Annotated in this window: 14 protein-coding genes; all 14 read left to right on the top strand. The window is 63.1% G+C overall.

Features of this window, described 5'->3' with window-relative positions:
• The first annotated feature begins 38 nt into the window (after window positions 1–38).
• The 14 genes from SPHS8_RS01865 to SPHS8_RS01800 all read left to right on the top strand — a co-directional run bounded on the left by SPHS8_RS01865 (window position 39) and on the right by SPHS8_RS01800 (window position 18041).
• Window positions 39–1685, top strand: coding sequence for a portal protein (locus tag SPHS8_RS01865; RefSeq protein WP_201513633.1), 1647 nt, complete (start codon window positions 39–41; stop codon window positions 1683–1685).
• On the top strand, window positions 1682–1969 hold the full coding sequence (locus SPHS8_RS01860) for a Bbp19 family protein (protein WP_201513632.1): 288 nt from the start codon (window positions 1682–1684) through the stop codon (window positions 1967–1969). The genes SPHS8_RS01865 and SPHS8_RS01860 overlap by 4 nt, the downstream gene beginning before the upstream one ends.
• A complete protein-coding gene (locus SPHS8_RS01855; protein WP_201513631.1) occupies window positions 1959–2909 on the top strand; it encodes a hypothetical protein in 951 nt (316 codons plus the stop codon). Before SPHS8_RS01860 ends, SPHS8_RS01855 begins: the two co-directional genes overlap by 11 nt.
• Before the next feature lie 227 nt (window positions 2910–3136).
• Window positions 3137–4060: a phage capsid protein gene (locus SPHS8_RS01850; protein ID WP_201513630.1), complete on the top strand. Its 924-nt coding sequence runs from the start codon at window positions 3137–3139 to the stop codon at window positions 4058–4060.
• Window positions 4061–4119: 59 nt separating this feature from the next.
• On the top strand, window positions 4120–4563 hold the full coding sequence (locus tag SPHS8_RS01845) for a hypothetical protein (RefSeq protein ID WP_201513629.1): 444 nt from the start codon (window positions 4120–4122) through the stop codon (window positions 4561–4563).
• Window positions 4564–4636: 73 nt separating this feature from the next.
• On the top strand, window positions 4637–4834 hold the full coding sequence (locus SPHS8_RS01840) for a hypothetical protein (RefSeq protein WP_201513628.1): 198 nt from the start codon (window positions 4637–4639) through the stop codon (window positions 4832–4834).
• Window positions 4835–4846: 12 nt separating this feature from the next.
• Entirely contained in the window at window positions 4847–5446 is a 600-nt protein-coding gene (locus SPHS8_RS01835; RefSeq protein WP_201513627.1) for a hypothetical protein, read from the top strand.
• Window positions 5446–7686 (top strand): hypothetical protein, encoded by a 2241-nt coding sequence (locus SPHS8_RS01830; protein ID WP_201513626.1) that lies wholly within the window; start codon window positions 5446–5448, stop codon window positions 7684–7686. The genes SPHS8_RS01835 and SPHS8_RS01830 overlap by 1 nt, the downstream gene beginning before the upstream one ends.
• Complete coding sequence (locus SPHS8_RS01825; RefSeq protein WP_201513625.1) at window positions 7683–8213, top strand: hypothetical protein; 531 nt, start codon at window positions 7683–7685, stop codon at window positions 8211–8213. Before SPHS8_RS01830 ends, SPHS8_RS01825 begins: the two co-directional genes overlap by 4 nt.
• A complete protein-coding gene (locus SPHS8_RS01820) occupies window positions 8213–8740 on the top strand; it encodes a hypothetical protein (protein WP_201513624.1) in 528 nt (175 codons plus the stop codon). The genes SPHS8_RS01825 and SPHS8_RS01820 overlap by 1 nt, the downstream gene beginning before the upstream one ends.
• Window positions 8730–10739, top strand: coding sequence for a hypothetical protein (locus tag SPHS8_RS01815; protein ID WP_201513623.1), 2010 nt, complete (start codon window positions 8730–8732; stop codon window positions 10737–10739). Before SPHS8_RS01820 ends, SPHS8_RS01815 begins: the two co-directional genes overlap by 11 nt.
• Window positions 10736–13552: a phage tail tip lysozyme gene (locus SPHS8_RS01810; protein WP_201513622.1), complete on the top strand. Its 2817-nt coding sequence runs from the start codon at window positions 10736–10738 to the stop codon at window positions 13550–13552. The genes SPHS8_RS01815 and SPHS8_RS01810 overlap by 4 nt, the downstream gene beginning before the upstream one ends.
• Window positions 13549–15972: a hypothetical protein gene (locus tag SPHS8_RS01805; RefSeq protein ID WP_201513621.1), complete on the top strand. Its 2424-nt coding sequence runs from the start codon at window positions 13549–13551 to the stop codon at window positions 15970–15972. Before SPHS8_RS01810 ends, SPHS8_RS01805 begins: the two co-directional genes overlap by 4 nt.
• A complete protein-coding gene (locus SPHS8_RS01800; protein WP_201513620.1) occupies window positions 15969–18041 on the top strand; it encodes a hypothetical protein in 2073 nt (690 codons plus the stop codon). Before SPHS8_RS01805 ends, SPHS8_RS01800 begins: the two co-directional genes overlap by 4 nt.

The raw sequence follows: 18041 nt of genomic DNA, 5'->3' as shown, positions 1-18041 counted from the left end.
CCCCACGCCTTAGTTGGTTCCTTTGGGGGGCATGAAGAATGGACGCAAAGCTGCAGGACGATCAGCTAGTCAAGCGCGAGCTCGCCGAGCTCGAGCGCAACAAGCAGGAGCGCGCGCCCTGGGAAAGCCAGTGGCGCGATGTCGAGGATCGGGTTAATCCGATCGCGGCGGGTGGTTTCAACCCGCAATCGCCTGGGGCCCGTCGTGGCCAAGGCAATTTCGATGTAACCGGCATCCAGAGCCTCGGCCGCTTCGCGTCGGCAATGCAGTCGATCACGCTCCCTAAGCAGGAACAATATATTAAGCTCCGCTTCGCCGATCAGGATCTCAACCGGCTGCCCGAGGTTCGGCGCTGGTGCGAAGTCGCGGGCGATCGTCTCTATGCGATCCGCTATGCGCCGATGACGGGCTTTGGCGTTGCGACCTTCGAAGATTTCATGTCGCTCGGCACCTATGGCACCGCGCCGGTGTGGACGGGCGAGCGGCGCGGCATAGGCCTGTTCTATCGCGCGTTGCCGCTGGCCGAATGCTTCATCGATACCGATTTCACCGGCATGGTAGACACGGTGCGGCGCTGCTTCAAGCGCACGGCTCGCCAGCTCAAGCAGCAGTTCGGCGAGGACGGGATCACGCCCAAGATGCGCGACGCGATCACGAAGGACAAGGCGGAGACTGAATTCGAGATCCTGCATGTTGTGCGCCCCAACGGCGATCTTGAGCCCGATCGGCTCGACTGGCGGGGCAAGCCGGTGGCGTCGATCTACATCGCGATCGACGAAAAGATCGTCCTGCAGCGCAGCGGCTTTCATTCCATGCCGATCAGCGTGTCGCGGCATATGACCAGCCCCGGCGAGAAATATGGGCGATCGCCCGCCATGAACGTCCTGCCCACGATCATGGGCGCAAACGTGATGGCGCAGACGATCCTTCGCGCCGGGCACAAGGCGGTCGATCCCGCTCTGGCCTTCTACGACGATGACGGGATCACAAAGCTAGTGACGAAACCGGGCGGGCTCAATCCCGGCCTGATAGACCAGGCGGGCCGCCTGATGGTACAGCCGATCCCCATGGGCGGCAATCTGCCGCTGGGGGTCGAGTTGCTCGAGGCGGAGCGCCAGGTCATCCGCACCGAATTTCTCGAGGAGTTCTGGAAGCTGCTGTCCGCCGAAACGGTGCAGCGATCTGCGACGGCAGTGCTTGAAATCGCGGCCAAACAGGGCGCGTTGATCCAGCCCTTCGCCGATCGGTTCGAAAGCGAAAAGCAAAACCCGATCACGCAACGCGATCTTGAGCTCGCCATACGTGCCGGACAAGTCGAGCCATTCCCCGATGTCGTGCTCGAGGCAAGCGCATGGCCACTTGTCCATTATGAAAACCCCCTGTCGCGCATGGCGCGCGCGGGTGAAGCCGCGGGCCTTACGCGCTGGATCGAGGCGATGACGCCGATGGCGCAGCTAGATCCCGGCGTGTTCGACCATATCGACACGGACGCGGCCGCGCCCGGCCTTGCCGATGTGCTCGGCGTACGGTCGAGCTGGATCGCCACGCCCGACCAGGTCGAGGCGAAGCGCAAGGGCCGGGCTGATCAGCAGCAGGCCGCGCAGTCGGCCGAGCAGCTGACGCAGGTGGCCGATGCCTATGCAACGATCGCCAAGGGCAACCAGATCGCAGGAGCGCCGGCATGAGCGTCAATGCGATCCAGAACCTGCTGCGCAAGCGCGCTGTCGTCCAATCGCGGCAGGTCAAATCGGTGTTCCTGGGTGAAGGTGGCAAGCTCACGCGATCGGGCGAAGCGGTGCTCGCCGACCTGCGCGATTTCTGCTTCGCGCAGGAGAGCACATTCCACCCTGACGCGCGCGTCCAGGCGCAGCGAGAGGGACGCCGGGAGGTTTGGCTCCGGCTCACGAAATTTCTCAACTTGGATGAAAACCGAGTCCAATTGCTAATGGAGGTCGACGATGGACTTTGATGCGGGTGGGGCAGCGGGATTGCTGGGCGATGGCGGCACTGGCGGAGATGGCGGCGCTGGCGGCGCGGCAGATCCCAACGCGCAGCAGCAAGGCGATGGTGGCCAGGGTGGCGCGGGTGAAGGCGGCGGCGATGGTGGCCAGGGCGGCGGTGACGGCGCAGATCTGCCGGAGTGGGCCAAGGGTCTTTCCGGCGATGGCGGTGAAAACGATGCGCCGAGCAATCGCGATTGGGTGAAGGCGAAGGGGTTCAAGGATCTCGACGGCGTCGTCAAGTCGCTGCGGGATACGGAGCGCGCGCTGCGCGACAGTGGGCGCGTCAAGGTGCCCGGCGACAGCGCGGGCGCCGAGGAGCTCGCGGCGTTCCATAAGGCGATCGGCGTGCCGGATGATGCTAAAGGGTATGAAGTTTCGCTGCCAGAAACCAACGGCGGGCTCGAACTCAACACGGATCTAATCGGCAAGCTGGCCGAGATCGCCCATGCCGCAGGCACGCCCAAGGCGGCGTTCGAGCAGCTCGCGAACGCCTATGTCGAGCACCAGGTAACGGAGCACCTGGCCGAGGTGCAGAAGCAGGATGAGCTCGCCCAGGCGAAGCTCAAGGAATGGGGTTCTGACAAGGATGCCCGTCTTGCCGATTGCCAGGCGGCGCAGCGGGCGCTGGGCATCGATCGTGTCATGGTCGCGCAGCTGCAGAGCGCATGGGGCGCCGATAAGACGCTCGACTTCCTTGCCAAGATCGGAGGCGGCATTGCCGAAGATACGCTCATCACCGGCGGCACAGGTCGCTTTGGTGTGACGGCGGCGGAGGCGCAGCGTGAGCTCGATGCTATCAAAAATGATCCGGCCCGAGCGAGCAAAGCGAGTGTTCCGGGGACCTCTGACAACCTTCGGTGGAAGCAATTGCTCAATGTCGTCGCAAACGGTCGGGCGCAGCAATAAAACGGCTTGACGCGGGAGTCTCACTTTGAGATTTTGCGCATCAGCCGGTTCGGGGGGATCGGTCGATCTCCCCGACTTAGCTTTAAGACCCTGCCTAGCCGGAAACGGACCCGGGGCCCCGCAGCGGATGCTGCCGCCGATCGCGGGCGTTAAACGATAGAGGGACCGGAGCGGACGCTCCCCTAGCCCATCGCAATCTGGCTTCCACCATTTTGACGAGGGCGATCATGTCCGATCAGGTCAACAATTCCGCACAGGTTACTTTCGAAAACAACGTCGAGCTCGCGCTTAATCAGACCAAGCCGCTGCTCGATGCCGCCGTCACCGAGCAGCCGGCGTCCGGCGAAAAGGCAAAGGTCAAGGACATCGTCGGCAATGTCGCGTCGCAGACAGCCAACGAGCGTCATGGCGACACGAAATATGTGAATACCCCGCATGACGGCGTCTGGCTGCCCAAGCCGGACGAAGAATATTATGCGGAACTGGTCGACAATGCCGACCAGTTGGCCACGGGCATCGATATTCAGGGTGAATATACGATGGCCGCTGCCGCCACCATCAATCGCGCTCGTGACGACAAAGATCTGCAGGGCATCTACAGCCCGATCATCAGCGGCAAGGAAGGGCTCACCACGACGCCGTTTCCTAGCGGCATGATCGTTCCCGTCACCACTGGCGGCGCTTCTGGTGCGCAGCGCTTCAATGTCGCGAAGATCCGCGCGGCGAATAAGCTGCTGATGCAGAACTTCAACGACATGAACGAGCAGCGCTTTATGGTGCTGGGCGCCGAGCAGGTCGATGACATTCTGGGTGAGATCCCGGCGACGTCGGCCGACTTTCAGCGAGTGTTCGGCGGTGAATATGAGAATGGCGTGCTCAAGCGCTTTCTCGGCTTCACGATCATACAGCTGGAGCTGTCCAACCCGCTGCTAAAATTCTCGTCGCCGCTATCGGTGGACGGCAGCGGTTATCGGAAAAACCCCTTCTGGGTGAAGTCTGGCGTGCGCCGCGGCCTCTGGCAGAAGATCCGCACGTCGATCGACCCGATGCCCGGCAAGCTGCTGTCCAAGCAGATCTTCGCCGGCACGACGGTCGCATCGACCCGCACCCAGGCCGGCAAGGTCGGCATCATCCTCAACAACGAAGCCTGATCCGGCGGGGCGGCTGCCGCCGCCCCAACGTGACGGCTCCGGTTTCGGAGTTTTGACCAATGACTGACCGTTATGCAGTTGAACAGGTGGGTGTTGCCGATGGCACGTCCGTTCCGGCGAAGAAGCTCAACGGCGCCCTCGTCGGCGCGAAAATCCGCAGCATCCGTGCAACCAAGCAGGTCCTGGCCGACGCCAGCACCGATCGCGTCTATCTCGGCCAGCTGCCGATCGGCGCGACCGTCAAGGAAATCCTGCTCGTTACCGACACGTCTCTGGGCACGGCGACGATCGCGGTCGGCACGACGGCAGCGCCCGCCAAATATGTCGCGGCGCGTACCTTCACCGCGCCGCTCGATGCGCCGACCTCGATCGGCCCGAAGGCATCTGCGTGGGATGATGCGCCCCTGCCCGCCGTTGAAGATCTTTGGCTCACGGTCGGGGCGGCCGCGATGCCGGGGTCGGCGATCGTCGGCGTGGAGATCCGCTACACCATTTCGGCCTGACGGCGCGTCAGGTCGCGCGCCGGGGCTGCCGTCGATCGGCCCCGGCGCAAACTGTTCTTGAGGGAGGTTCTCCATGGCAACGGCGAAATTCACGATCCAGCGAGGCAAGAACAACCTCAAGGATGTCATAGTCGCGGCCGGATCGGCCGAGGCGCAATCCGATACGCTCTCGATCAACATCGACTATACCAAGATCACCAAGGGCGATGCCCTGACCATGATCGATGCGGCGAAACAGAAGATCGCTGCCGGCAAGTGGCCGCCGGTGTAAGGGGCGGCGGCGATGGCGGATTATGTCACCATCGCGAACATGGCGGCCTCGCTGATCGGCGAGGACGATCAGATCATGTCGCCCAGCGATGACACGCATATCGGCCGCACCATTGCCGCCGTGTGGGATCTTTGCCGCCGCGCGGCAATCCGCGACCATAGCTGGAACTGCTTTATGACCCGCAAGGGGTTATCGGCCGAGGCGCTCGCCGCTGTGCCGTATCCCTGGGGCTACTCATTTCGTTTGCCGTCCGAGTGCCTTCGCCTGGTCGAGGTGCTTAACCTGGCCGACGACGATTATCAGCTCGAAGGCCGGTCGGTCCTCTGCAACAGCATCGGCCCGGTCTATATCCGTTATTTGCAGGATCTTCCCGAACCCGCTCTATGGGATGACCTTTTCGCGGTAGCATTTTCCCGGCGGCTCGCTGTTCAGATCGGCACCCGTATCGCTGGCAGCAGCTATGACCGCAGCGCCGGGTGGCAGCTGTATCAGGATGCGCTCAGTCAGGCCAAGCGGGTCGATGCCCGAGAAAACCCGCAGGTGGCCTACGAACCCAGCTCGTGGGAGATGGCGCGCCTGGGCGGAAGCTTTATTCCGGGGCCGGGCCGCTGATGGGCGTCATCAGGTCGATCATCACCAGTTTCAACGGGGGCGAGCTCTCTCCCCGGATGATGGGACGTTCGGACACGGCGATTTACCAGATCGGGCTGGAAACCTGTGAGAATTTCGTACCAACCGTCGAAGGGCCTATCGTTAAGCGGCCTGGTTTCGAATATATCTGCCCTGCCGATGCAGCGGCGACTTGGCTGTCGACTTTCCGTTTCAACCTGACACAAGATTATGTGATCGAGTGGAGCAATCTCAAGGCTCGCTTTTTCACTAATGGCGGCCGCATCGAAACGTCGCCTGGTGTGGCATATGAGGTCACCACGCCATATCCCGCTTCGGCAGCTCCATCTCTCTCGCTGCAACAGAGCTTCGACCGTCTGTACATCGCTCATCGCTCTTACCCCCTGGCGGCTTTGACCAGGACGGGTGCCTCAACCTTTGTACATAGCGCTCTCACTCTTAAAAATGGTCCTTTTCGTGACCAGAATACCAACGAGGGCATCTTCCTGACGGTAAATGGTGTCGCGCTGGGGGCGACGATTACCATCACCGCCAACAGCCCGATCTTCGAAGCCAGTCACATAGGGGCGCCCTTCCGCATCGAGGCGTCGGATTTCTCCGACATTCAATCGTGGGAAGTTGCTCGCAAGAATGTGACGGTCGGCACGAAGATGCGTAGCGATGGCAAGGCCTATATCGCCGAAACCAATGGAACAACAGGATCGGTTCAGCCTACCCATACCAGCGGCGCCGAGTGGGATGGATCGAACAGGGTCGATATCAACGATGTCGGTCCGTACGGCGTGGCGTGGCGCTATGTCCATGACCGCTATGGCATTGTCACCATTACGGGCATCGGCGGTGGCGGAACGACTGCGACTGCGACTGTAACGCGGCGCTTGCCTGATAGTTTGACGTCCGTTCCGACGTGGCGCTGGGCCCATGGAGCCTTCTCCTCGAAATACGGGTGGCCAAACCTCGTCTCGATCTGGGGCGGCCGGATGATCCTGATAAAGGACTTCGATGTAATCGGCAGCGTGGTGGGTGACTATGGGGGTGGCCAGGTCAACTTCGCCACGACGACAAGCTCGGGCGCCACGGCGCCGGATCTGGCCTTCCGCCGCACCATCGCCACCGAAGATCCTGCATTGTGGGTGGCAGGCGATCGTAAACTGATCATCGGCACGGCATCGCGCGAAATAGCAGTCGGTGCAATCAATAGCGCTGTGGCTGTGAGCGGCGACAATATCGCTGCCGAGCCGCAGAGCTTCTATGGCTCTGTAGGGGTTTACCCCTGCCAGATCGCGAGCTCGACGATCTTCGTTCAACGCGGCGGACGAAAGCTACGCGAGGTCGGTTATGACTTCGCCAAGGATCGTTACACCGCAAACAACATCACCGTCTGGTCGCGCCATGTGACCAAGTCTGGCATCAGGCAAATGGCGTTCCAAAAGGAGCCAGAAGAGCTGTTGTTCTGTGTCCGGGGCGATGGGCAAATGGCGGTGCATCCGCACGCGCCCGAGCAGGACATTAAGGGCTTCGCCCGGATCATTCCAGGAGGTGGCGGCAAGATCCTTTCCGCCGTCTGCATCACTGACCAGGATGGCCTGAATGACGAGCTGTGGGCGCTGATCGAGCGTGCCGGCGTCAAGTCGATCGAGCGAATGGCTCCGTGGCGTGACGATGGCGATCCGATCGAAGATGCCTTCTTCGTGGATGCTGGTCTGACGGTGATGGCCTCGGCGGGGCAAACGCATTTTACCGGGGCGGTGCATCTGGCAGGCAAGGCAGTCGCGGTGCTGGCCGCCGGGGCGGTCATTGACGATATCACTGTCGATGGAAGTGGCGCTTTTGATCTGCCGGCGAGTGCCGTGCCAGATGCTCCGTTTCGCGTAACAGTTGGCTTACCGTTCACCGCGCGCTGCATCACGCTGCGTCCCGAGCTCAAGCTCAATGGGCAAACGAGCGTCGGGCTCAAGCATCGCCTGGTGCGGATCGGCGTCCGCGTGTTGGAAACTGTCGGTATTCGCGTCGGCGGCGCAGGCGGCAAGCTAGACAATCTGATCGACAGATCCGCCGCAGCCGACATGGATGAGCCTGTTGCGCCCTACACCGGAGATAGCAGCCGCGCCGTTTCCGCCAATTGGACGCGCAATGGCCAGGCCGAATTCGTGTCCGATGTGCCGCTGCCCGCGACGATTATCGCAGCGATGCCCAGGATCGACGTGGGGGATGACACTTGAGCCTGTCCATCCGCCTCTGCACCCCTGACGATATCTTGTCGATCGAGCGGCATCCCGACCAGATGCTGCAGATGGGTCTCGCAGCTCCTGCATCCCGCGACGATGCGGAAATGCTGTGCGGCGTCGGTGCGACGGGCTTCTGGGGCGAAGCATGGGCCTGCAGCTGGCATGGTGAGCTGGTCGCCTGCCTGGGCATGCGCGGCACCTTCGGTGGCACGCATGTCATCACCTGGGCGATCCTCGCCAACGGCATCGGGCCTGCGCACCTGGCGGTCACGCGCTTCGCGCGCGCGCGGGTGCTGGACAGCGGCTATGACCGGATCGAGGCGATCGCACGCGCGGCCGATGCCGAGGCGATCGTCGCGCGCTTCCCGGATCTCGACGCGCAGCAGCTGGTCGCCGCGGTGATGGTGCGGCCGACGCCGGAGATCCGCTTCGCGATGCTGTCGGGGCTCAAGCCCGCCCATGTCCTGCGCCGCTATGGCGCGGCGGCCGAGACCCACATGTTGATGGAAAGGATCGCCTGATGGTGGACAAGGCGGTCGCAGCGGTCGGCAGCATCGTGAACGGCGCGGCGAGCTATGAGGCGGGCAAGTACAACAAGAAGGTTGCCGAGCAGAATGCGATCTCAGCCGAGCGCGAAGGCGCGGCGAATGTGGCGCGGATCCGCGAGGCTGCGCGCCAGGCCATGGGCAACCAGATCGGTGCGCAGGCTGCGAACGGTTTCCAGATCGGCACGGGCTCCGCGCTCGACAGCCTAACAGAGAGCCAGATCAACGCCACGCTCGACGCGCTCAATGCTAGGCGCGAGGCGCAGTCGCGGGCAATTGGCTATCGCGTCCAGGGGGCGCAGGCCATGTCGGCAGGCAAGAATGCCTATACGGCGGGGCTGTTCAACGCGGCTTCGACGGTACTGGATTATAGGAGCGATTGGGCGTCGGCCCGCGCTGGCTCTTCTGGGGGTGGCGGATCATCCGTGAGCGGTGGCGATATCGTCGTCAATAACGATCGCGTGTCGCGCGCCTTCGCATCGGCGAACAGCAATGGCTATTGAGGAGCGCGGATATCAGCAGCAGCTGGGGCCTGCCCGCTCGGCGGCGCTGCCGATGGCGGACGCCAATGCTTTTGGCGCTGATGTCGGCCGAGCGATGGCAAAGGTCGGCGACAGCCTGCATCGCAGCGAAATCCAAGCCTTCCAGATCGAGCGGCAGCAGAAAGCCGACCAGGAAGCGGCCGATTTCAATGCACGTTTTGCCGCGGCGCGCGAGCGGATGGACAAGCTGTCGATCGACAGCCGCAGCAATGCCGGTCCCGGTGCCGCTGGTCATTCGCAGGCCATGGCCGATGCGTGGAAGGCTGAAAGCGAGCAGCTGCTGCAGGGGCTTACGGAAAGCCGCCTGATCAACAGCGCCAAGGGCCAGATGGCGGAATTCGGGTCGCGGCTCCGCAGCTCAGAATATGAGTATGAGCAAGGCGCTCGGATCGGCAAGTTGGTCGCCGATCAGAAGAGCGCGTCGGACGTGGCCGCTAATCGCGCCCGGCAAGCGCATGATCCTAAAAGCTTCGCGGAGGAGATCAGCCTCGGCCGTCAGGGCATCGAGGCGCTGGTCGGCGTGCCCGAGAAGGTCAAGCAGGAGCTGATCCAGCACCACGAGCAGAGCGTCGCGGTCGGCTTCATCAATGGCCTCAATGACACCAATCCGAAAGGCGCGCTCGCGCTGATCGACAGCGGCGCGTTTAATGAGATGCTGACGCCGCAGCAGCTCGACCAGGCCCGCAATGGCGCCATGATCGAAGTGCGCCGCGCCGATGCCGCTGCCCAGCACCAGCAGCAGCTGCAGACGGCAGCACTGCGCGATCAGGTTTCGACACTCAAGACGCAAATATCCGCCGGCGTGCAGGTGCCAGACGCCCAACTTGCCGATGTTCAATCGCGCCTGTCGGCCCTTGGCGACAACAGCGCCGCGACAGAGATCGGAGTGCTCCGGGTCGAGGCTGGCGTGCGCCGGGAAGCCGACGTCTGGAAGCCGGAGCAATATGACAGCGAGATCAATCGCCTCGCGGCAAAGGACAAGCGCACGGCCGACGAAGATATCCGGCTGAAGGTGCTGCGTGGGATGCGGCCCTCCGCAGTGTCGACCTTCAACAATAATCCCGGTGAATGGGCCGCCAAAAATGGCGCACCGCCGCCGACGATCGATCTCGATAATCCAGCCACCTTCGCAGCGCGTGCATCATGGGCGCGGAGCGTGACCGCTACCACGGGGCGGCAAACGCCGTTCTTCAATGACGCGGAAGTGCGCCAGTTGCGCGATGAGGCCAGTGTGTCGCAGCAGGGCATGGTCGACGTCGCAAACAAGCTGGCCGCGCTCGGCGGCCTCGATGCGCGGCGCGCGGCGCGCCAGGTGCTGCCCAATGATCCGATGCTCGGCCGCATGGTGTCGATCGACGGCGACAGCCGGGCGGCAGCGCTGCGGGGGGCTGCCGTCCGCAAGACGAACAAGGCGATCGTCGACGGACAAGCCGCGCAGGAAGTCGCCAGCCACTTCTATGACATCCTCGGGGCAGCGGCGCAGAGCTTCGACCAGGGCGAAGTCGGCGCGGCGCTGGAAGTGGCGAAGAACCTCTATGCTGATGCCAAGGCGCGGCAGGGCGTCAATGATTGGGATGGCCGGGCCGATGACCTGAACCCCTATATCAACGTCGCGCTCGGCGGGAAAAAGGGTGCGGACGGCTTCTGGCGCGGTGGCCTCGGGCGCTGGAACGATGTGCCGATGCTGTTGCCCGACAACTGGACGCAGGGTGCCTTCGACCGCGTCTTGTCGCAGGTCCGCTTCAGGCCTGACAGCAAGAATGGTCCTGTCTGGGCAGACGGCAAGCCCATGTCCGCAACCGATCTGCGCCGTTATGTGCCGGTGCGCAGGGCCGATGGCCGGTATGAATTCCATGACAAGCGCGGTGGAACGGTCGCTCGGCAGCGAAATGGCGCGATCTACGCGCTCGATATCGAGGCGGTAGGCCGTGGCATCGGCGTCGTAAGGCGCGCGCAATGAGCGGCTTGCTGCAAAGCGGCGCGGCCGTCGATCCGGTCGTTCCAGGCGCTATCGTCCGTCCGGCCACGATGGGCGAAGTCTGGGACGCCAATCGTGTGCTGGCGCGCGGCGATCGCACCGATGCGGAGGCCGAGCGGCTCCGCCGTGAATATGAACCGCTGCTCGCGGCCGTGAATGCCGATCGCCAGAAACGCGGCCTCAAGCCGATGGTCAACCCCGGCTTTTGGCAGAACCCGATGATGCGGCGGCCGTCGGCCGACAATGGCACGTTCGATCTCGGGTCGCTGTTCGACAAACGGGTCGATCGCGAAAGCCAGGAGCGCGCGATCTTTGGCGAGATCGCCTCGATCCGACAGCGGGATCCCGCGTTCCTGAAAGATGCGCCGGCGGATCTGGCGACGTTCCGCAAGGGCGTGATCGATCGCGAAAAGGCCGCGCGCGCCAATGCGCGTGGGGTGCTCGATCGTTCGTCCGGTTTCGCCCAGGGCGCGGTGGGCTTTGCCGCCGGTACCTGGGAGACGATGCACGATCCGGTCAACATCGCGTCGCTGCCGCTGGGCGGCGGTGGCGGCACGATCTGGGCCCAAGCCGCGCGATCGGCGCTCGTGAATGGCGGGCTTGAGCTCATCCAGCAGCCGATCGTCGCGGGCAATCGCGAGGATCTGGGCGAGGAGCTTACGCTCGGCGAGGCTGGTCTCAACACGCTGATGGGCGCTGCTGGCGGGGTTGTCGGCGACGTCGTCATCCCGCAGCTGGGCAAGGCGGTGATAAAGGGCATCGGCCAGGCGGTGGATGCGCTGAAGCCGCTCGACCGCAAGATCGCATCGGCGCTCGCCCGCGCGGATCTGGACGGGGTGAGCGACAGCGATATCGCCGGCATGTTCGGGCGCCATGTTCCGGGCGACGTGCGGACGCCCGATGAAAGCGCCGCCATCCACGTGATCGAGCGGGAAGCGGAGATCCGCGCAAGCTCCCCTTATGCAGATACGCCCGAGGGGATGGACGCCCATGCCGCCCGGATGCAAGCCACGCTCGAGGCGCTGGTCCGCACGAACACGCCAGAGGCCATGCCGATCGCGGCAGCAGCTGCGCCTGCGAAAAGGCCGAAGCTGCGCACGTCGGGCGGCCGCCTGGCGAACGATGTCGTCGGCTTCTTTCAGGCAAAGGGCTATAGCGAAGCGCAGGCGCGCGGTATCGCCGCAGGCATCGCGGCCGAAGCGGCCAGCAACCATGGCGCGGTCAATCCGACTTCTGGCGCATTCGGCCTTGGGCAGTGGCTGGGATCACGCAAAGCGGAACTGTTCCGGCGCTATGGCCGCAACCCGACCAGGCAGCAGCAGCTGGAATTCCTGCATTGGGAATTGCAGGGCGGCGATCATGGCGGAGCGGCGGTGCTGCGCGCGGGCAATGAGGCCGCCGTGCTCGACGCCTATGTCCGCAAGTTCATGCGGCCAGCGGCGGGGGGCGAAACGACAGGCGACCTGTCGCGCGGCATGGCGGCGCTCGGCCGCGAAGGCGAGGACATCGCCGGGGCGGACGCGGTCTTTGGCGACATGGATGTCGATATCGACGCGCCGATCGAGCGGCCGGCGGCGATGGATGCGGAGCGCGCGACGATCGACGGTCCTGATCTGGAAATCGACTATGCGGATCTGCCACAGCTGCGCCGCGACATGTTCGAGGATGAGGCCAGCTGGTTGGCCGCGCAGCAGCAGCTGGTCGATGCCGCCTTCGACGGAGCTGTCATCGCGCCTCGCGCCCGCCCGGTGCGCCGAGCGTCGATGGATCTGATGCAGTTCATCGCCAGCAAGGGCGGGCTCATCGATAACGAAGGCCATGACCTCAAGGGCATGTTCGACGGTGCGCGGTTCGTGCCTGGGATTGGCACCCTGGTGCGGCGCACGGGCATGGCGCTCGATCGTGCGCGCGAGCTGGCAGTTGAAGCGGGCTATTTCGGGGATCCGCGCCGCACCGATGTGACCACGGCCGATCTGCTGGATGCGCTCGATCGGCAGCATCGCGGTGGAGAGCGCACCTTCGTGCCGAGTGACCTGGCCGAAGTCGAGGCACGGCGGCGGAAGATCCAACAGAGCGAGGATTTTGCCGAATTCGACCAGCGCCTGCGCAATGCGGCTTCGGAGCGCGGCATCGATGACCTGGTCGATGACGATAGTCTGCGGGCCTATGAGCTTTGGGACGGCGATTTCGAGGAGACGCTCGATCGCGTGATCGGAGAGCAGCTCGACCAGGCGCATATGGATTTTCTGGCGGAAAGCGATCCGACCCTGTATGCCCAACTGCAGCAAGCGGAGGAATTGGGCTATGGCGCTCGACGTCCAGAAGATGGATCAGATCCGGGATGGGCTGAAGAACCCAGCCTTGACGCCGGAAACCCGCGTCAAGATGGAACGCGCCTTGCGGATGGCGGAAGCGCAGCAGCAGCACCACGGGCGGCCGATCACTCAGAAGAATTAAGGGCTCCATCGCAGGAGCTCATGGCGCGCTGGGACGATCCCAGCGGCGAAGCTTCACGCCTGCAGGCGGATAGCCTCGACCATGACATGCGGCAGCTGGTCGATCCATCGGTCGCGGAGCGTCAACGCCAGGCCACGCAACTCCGCGCCGAAGCGCCGCTGCAGGGATCCGCGAAAACTGGAAAGGAGCAGGATGGCACGATGGGCCTCGGCCTGTTCGATGCGGCCGATCAGCCGGCGTTCCGCCTCGAGGATGGCAGCGAAGCGTCGCTTGCCGACATCCTGACAGATCTAGATGAGGATGAAGCGATGCTCGCGACGATCAGGAGCTGCCTGTGAGCGCCGGCGTCTGCATCCCTGACCTGATTGAGCAGGGCAAGATCCCGAAGGGCAAAGGCGCGGCGGCTCTCGCTCGCTACCAGCAGCTGCTCAATCTCTATGATCAGCAGATGGGCGGCGCGGCGGCCGAGGCGCTGGCGACCGATCGCGTCCTCAAGATGCTCGAGGATGAGGCCTTGCTCAAGAAGCGGCGCACGCTGCTGCAGGTGAAGGCGCAGCAGACAGCGGCGGCCGCGATGAACAGCTTCGCCGGGGGGCGGAAGCCCGGCTCTCCCATCGATCCACGCGCGGGGGTGGCGCTTTTCGATCGGGACGGCCGGGCTTCCTATTCGAATGTCGTGGGGCGTCGCCAAGCCATTCGCGGTCGGGCCCATGCGATGATGGATCAGATCCTGTCGGACCATAGCCGCAACCTGATTGGCGTCATCCGCAACCGCGCCCAGCTGGGGGATATTGTCCGTGAGCTGTTCGGCCAGGACAGCGGCAATGTCGCGGCGAAGGAAATGGCGGATGCGTGGAGCCGCACGGCCGAGATGCTGCGCCAGCGGTTCAACGCCGCCGGCGGCGATATCGGCAAGATCGAGCATTGGGGCCTGCCGCAATCGCATGACAGCCGCGCCGTGCGCCGGGCCGGTTTCGACGCCTGGCGCGCGTCGATCGTCGATCGGCTCGATCGCGCGCGCATGATCGACCGAGACACAGGGCTGCCCTTCACCGAACGGCGTTTCGAGGAGGTGCTGCGGGAAACCTTCGAGACGATCCGCAGTGAGGGCTGGAACAAGCGCGAGCCGGGATCCGCAGGCCGTGGCAGCATGGCTAATCGGCACAGCGAAAGCCGCTTCCTGATATTCAAGAGCGCAGACGATTGGGCTGCCTACCAGGACGAATTCGGCAGCGGCACGGCGTTCGATGCCATGATGGGGCATATCGACGGGATGAGCCAGGAGATCGCCGCGATGGAGATCCTCGGGCCCAACCCCAACGCCACGGTGCAGTGGGCGAAGGACGCGATCGAGAAGTCGGCCGCGCTCGACGCCTCGCCCGATAGCAAGGCGGTCGATCGCGCGCATGGCGGGACCAAGCAGATTGATCGGCTCTGGGATGAGCTCACCGGAGCTTCGCGTCGGCCGGAAAATCGCGGGCTTGCGCTCGGCTTTTCCGCCCTACGTAGCTGGCAGACGGCGGCAAAGCTGGGCAGCGCGACCCTGTCGGCCGTGACGGATCTCGCCTTCCAGTTTTCAACAAGACGCTACAACGGCCTGCCGGCCGCTGGAATGATCCGCGACTATATCAAGCTGATGGTGCCAGGATCGCGCGCCGACCAGCGCCTGGCCGTGCGCCTGGGTCTCATCGCCGAGGAATGGGGGCAGCGTTCGTCCGCACAGGGGCGCTACCTCAATGAGGAGCTGACCGGGGAAGTCTCGCGCCGTTTGGCCGAGGGCGTGCTGCGCGTTTCTGGCCTGTCGCACTGGACGCAGGCGGGCCGATGGGCGTTCGGCATGGAGTTTCTCGGCCATATCACCGACGAAAGCGTGAAGGCGTTCGACAAGCTGGATGCGCCCTTCCGCGCTGCTCTCACGCGCAACGGGATCGATGCAGCCGCATGGGACATAATTCGTGCCACGCCGCTGGAAATGGATCGTGGCGTGCCGTGGCTCAAGCCGGCCAATGTCGAGGATCACGCGCTCGGCGATCGGCTGCTGGAAATGATCGCGGCCGAAACTGACTATGCGGTGCCGACCGCGGATCTCCGCACCAGGGCGATGATCAACAGCGTCGCGCCGCGCGGAACGCTGATCGGCGAGATTGCGCGATCGGCGCTGCTGTTCAAGTCCTTTGGCATTTCCATGCTGATCAAGCAGAGCCAGCGGATCATGGAGCAATCCGCCGGTAATGCCGCGCGCTATGCGGCCGGCCTCGTGATCGGCACGACGGTTATGGGCGCGATGGCCGCCCAGCTGAAGCTGGTCGCCAGCGGCAAGGATCCGCGACCGATGGATGATCCGGAATTCTGGGGCGCGGCAACGCTACAGGGCGGCGGCTTCGGCATCTTCGGCGATTTCCTCTCTTCGACGCAGAACCGCTTTGGCGGCGGCCTGGGGCAAACGCTGGCCGGTCCGATCGCGCAGGATCTGGATGCGCTGGCGGACATCCCGACTGCAAAAAACCCGACGTGGAAGGCAGCGCGACTTGCGCGGCAGGAGCTGCCGGGCGGCTCGCTCTGGTATGCGAAGCTCGCCTTTGATCGACTGGTCACCGATCAGATCCAGGAGGAGATCGACCCCTCCTACCGCAGCAGCTGGCGGCGGATGGAAAAGCGTGCCGCCGAGCAGCGTACGCAATATTTTTGGGCGCCCGGTGAGACGGCACCGGATCACGCCCCTGACCTCACAGCCATTGCCGGGGAGACAATGCAATGACCGTCGGTGCCCTATCTTCAAAAGTTAATTATCTCGAAAATGGGGTCACGCTGACCTTCGCCGTCCCCTTCCGCTTCCTGTCAGGTGCATTGGAAGCTAGTCGAGTGCTAGCGGACGGCACTGTCGTTCCATTGGTTCAAGGCGTCCATTTCTCCACTTCGGGCGGCGGCACTGATGGCGGCGGCACGCTCACCCTGGTGTCGAGCATCGCGGGCGCAAAGCTGCGGATCCGCAGGCGCACCGCCCGAATGCAGTCCGCCCAATATACAGTATCGGATCGCTTCCCCGCGAAAAGCCATGAGAATGCGCTCGATCGCCAGATGATGGTTGCGCAGGAGCAGGATGACCAGATTGGCGATCTGACCGATCGCGCGCTCATGATGCCCGATGGCGAAACAGCAGAGACCATTCCGGGCAAGCAACAGCGGATGCATAAATATTTGGCCTTTGATGGCGACGGGCAGCCGATCTCGGTAGGCGCTGTGATTGACCTGGTCGCAAACGCGGCGCTCGGGATCATCGCAGGTGCCGCAGATATGGGCTCTCCCCCCGTCCCATTGTTTTCCCCCGCCGGGACGGCCAAGCAGTGGTTCGGCGAAGCCGGGCAGGCAATCGCAGACGTAAGTCATACAATGCAGCCGACAATATGGCGGCGCGAGCCGGTGGCCCAAGCGGCGCTGCGTTTCCCTGACTACAATGCTGCGCTGACAGCTCTAGGTGGCTCCTATCTCTATCCGCAAGGCTTCGACTTCGATGATGATGGGAACATCTATCTCAATACAGCAACTGATGGCGTCGGGGCCACTGCCACAGCGATCATCGCTTATGATCAGGACTTCAACTATCTGGGCTACTTTTTTCGGCCGACTGTGCAGAGCGAAAGCATTGTTGTCACTGGGAGCCGTTCGTCTGAGACGCTAAAATTCTATTTCGTTGTGAGTAGCAACCTGATCGAATATGCGCCGGGAGCCTTGCCCGCCAATGGCACCACGATGTCGGCCGCAGTCACGAGAATTAACGGGGGTTGCGGATCGATTTTCAGTCACAATGAGGGGAAGTGGCTTATCCAACAGCTTACCGTTGATCTTGGTATTGCTGTTTCGCGCACCGCCTTCAATTTCTACGACGCGAACTTCGACTCGATTGGCCGGTTCTTTGTCGCAAAAAATCTCGTTGGATGGCAAACCTCGGCCAGCCCAGGATATCCTCATGTGCCCAAGATGCAGGGCATCACCCATCGCGATGGGAAGGTATATATCAGCGTCGGGGGCAGCTATATCCCGGCATCTGAGCCAAGTGGCCCACTCCGAGCGGCAGACTATGGCCTGATCGAAGTCAGTCTGGACGGTAGCGTCCTCCAATATGGTGTGTCTCAGGCCGATAAGGTTATTGGTCGAGTTGCCTCCCTGGGTTACTCGATCGAGCGAACTGAAAATGAAGGCGTGGCGGTCGGACCGGACGGTGCGCTTTACACCCTGCTCGTGACCAAGAGGCCTGCCACGAGCGACGCGAATGTGACGGGCCTGCTATTGTTTCGAGAGATGGCGCCCAAAGGTGACAGCTGGGATGATATCGCCAGCCCGTATCATCCGGTAGATCTGTCCCGTTACAAGGGGCAGGTCTGGCCCCGCAGCGCTGACAACAAAATGCGCGACCCAATCTCAGGCACTGAGATCGCCACAATGTCAGGGCTTCTGGATCTGATGATCGACATGCAACTGCCAGATATTTCGTATTTCTCGGCGGTACACAATATCACGCCCGTATCTGGCTTGCCGACGTCTGAAAACTGGCGCGTCGATCTATTTAACCTCAACAACCAGACGATCCATTGCCGGATGACTAGCACCACTAGTCGTATCCAGCAGTGGTTCATTCTATCGGCTGGCGGTGGAAGTTGGACGGCTACCCCCCTCTCATCGGCGCAAAGCGCTTGCTATCTGATCGATGGTGTGAGCCCGCCAGGAACGCGAGCCGGGTACGCATCGATCTATGTGGACAGTGCCGATGGTGATCTTAAGATCAAGTTTGGTGATGGCACGGTCAAGACCATCGCGGTGGATACGTGA

The sequence above is a fragment of the Sphingobium sp. S6 genome, assembly GCF_905120495.1.
Taxonomy (GTDB): domain Bacteria; phylum Pseudomonadota; class Alphaproteobacteria; order Sphingomonadales; family Sphingomonadaceae; genus Sphingobium; species Sphingobium agri.
This window is presented reverse-complemented; position numbering and strand designations above follow the sequence as displayed.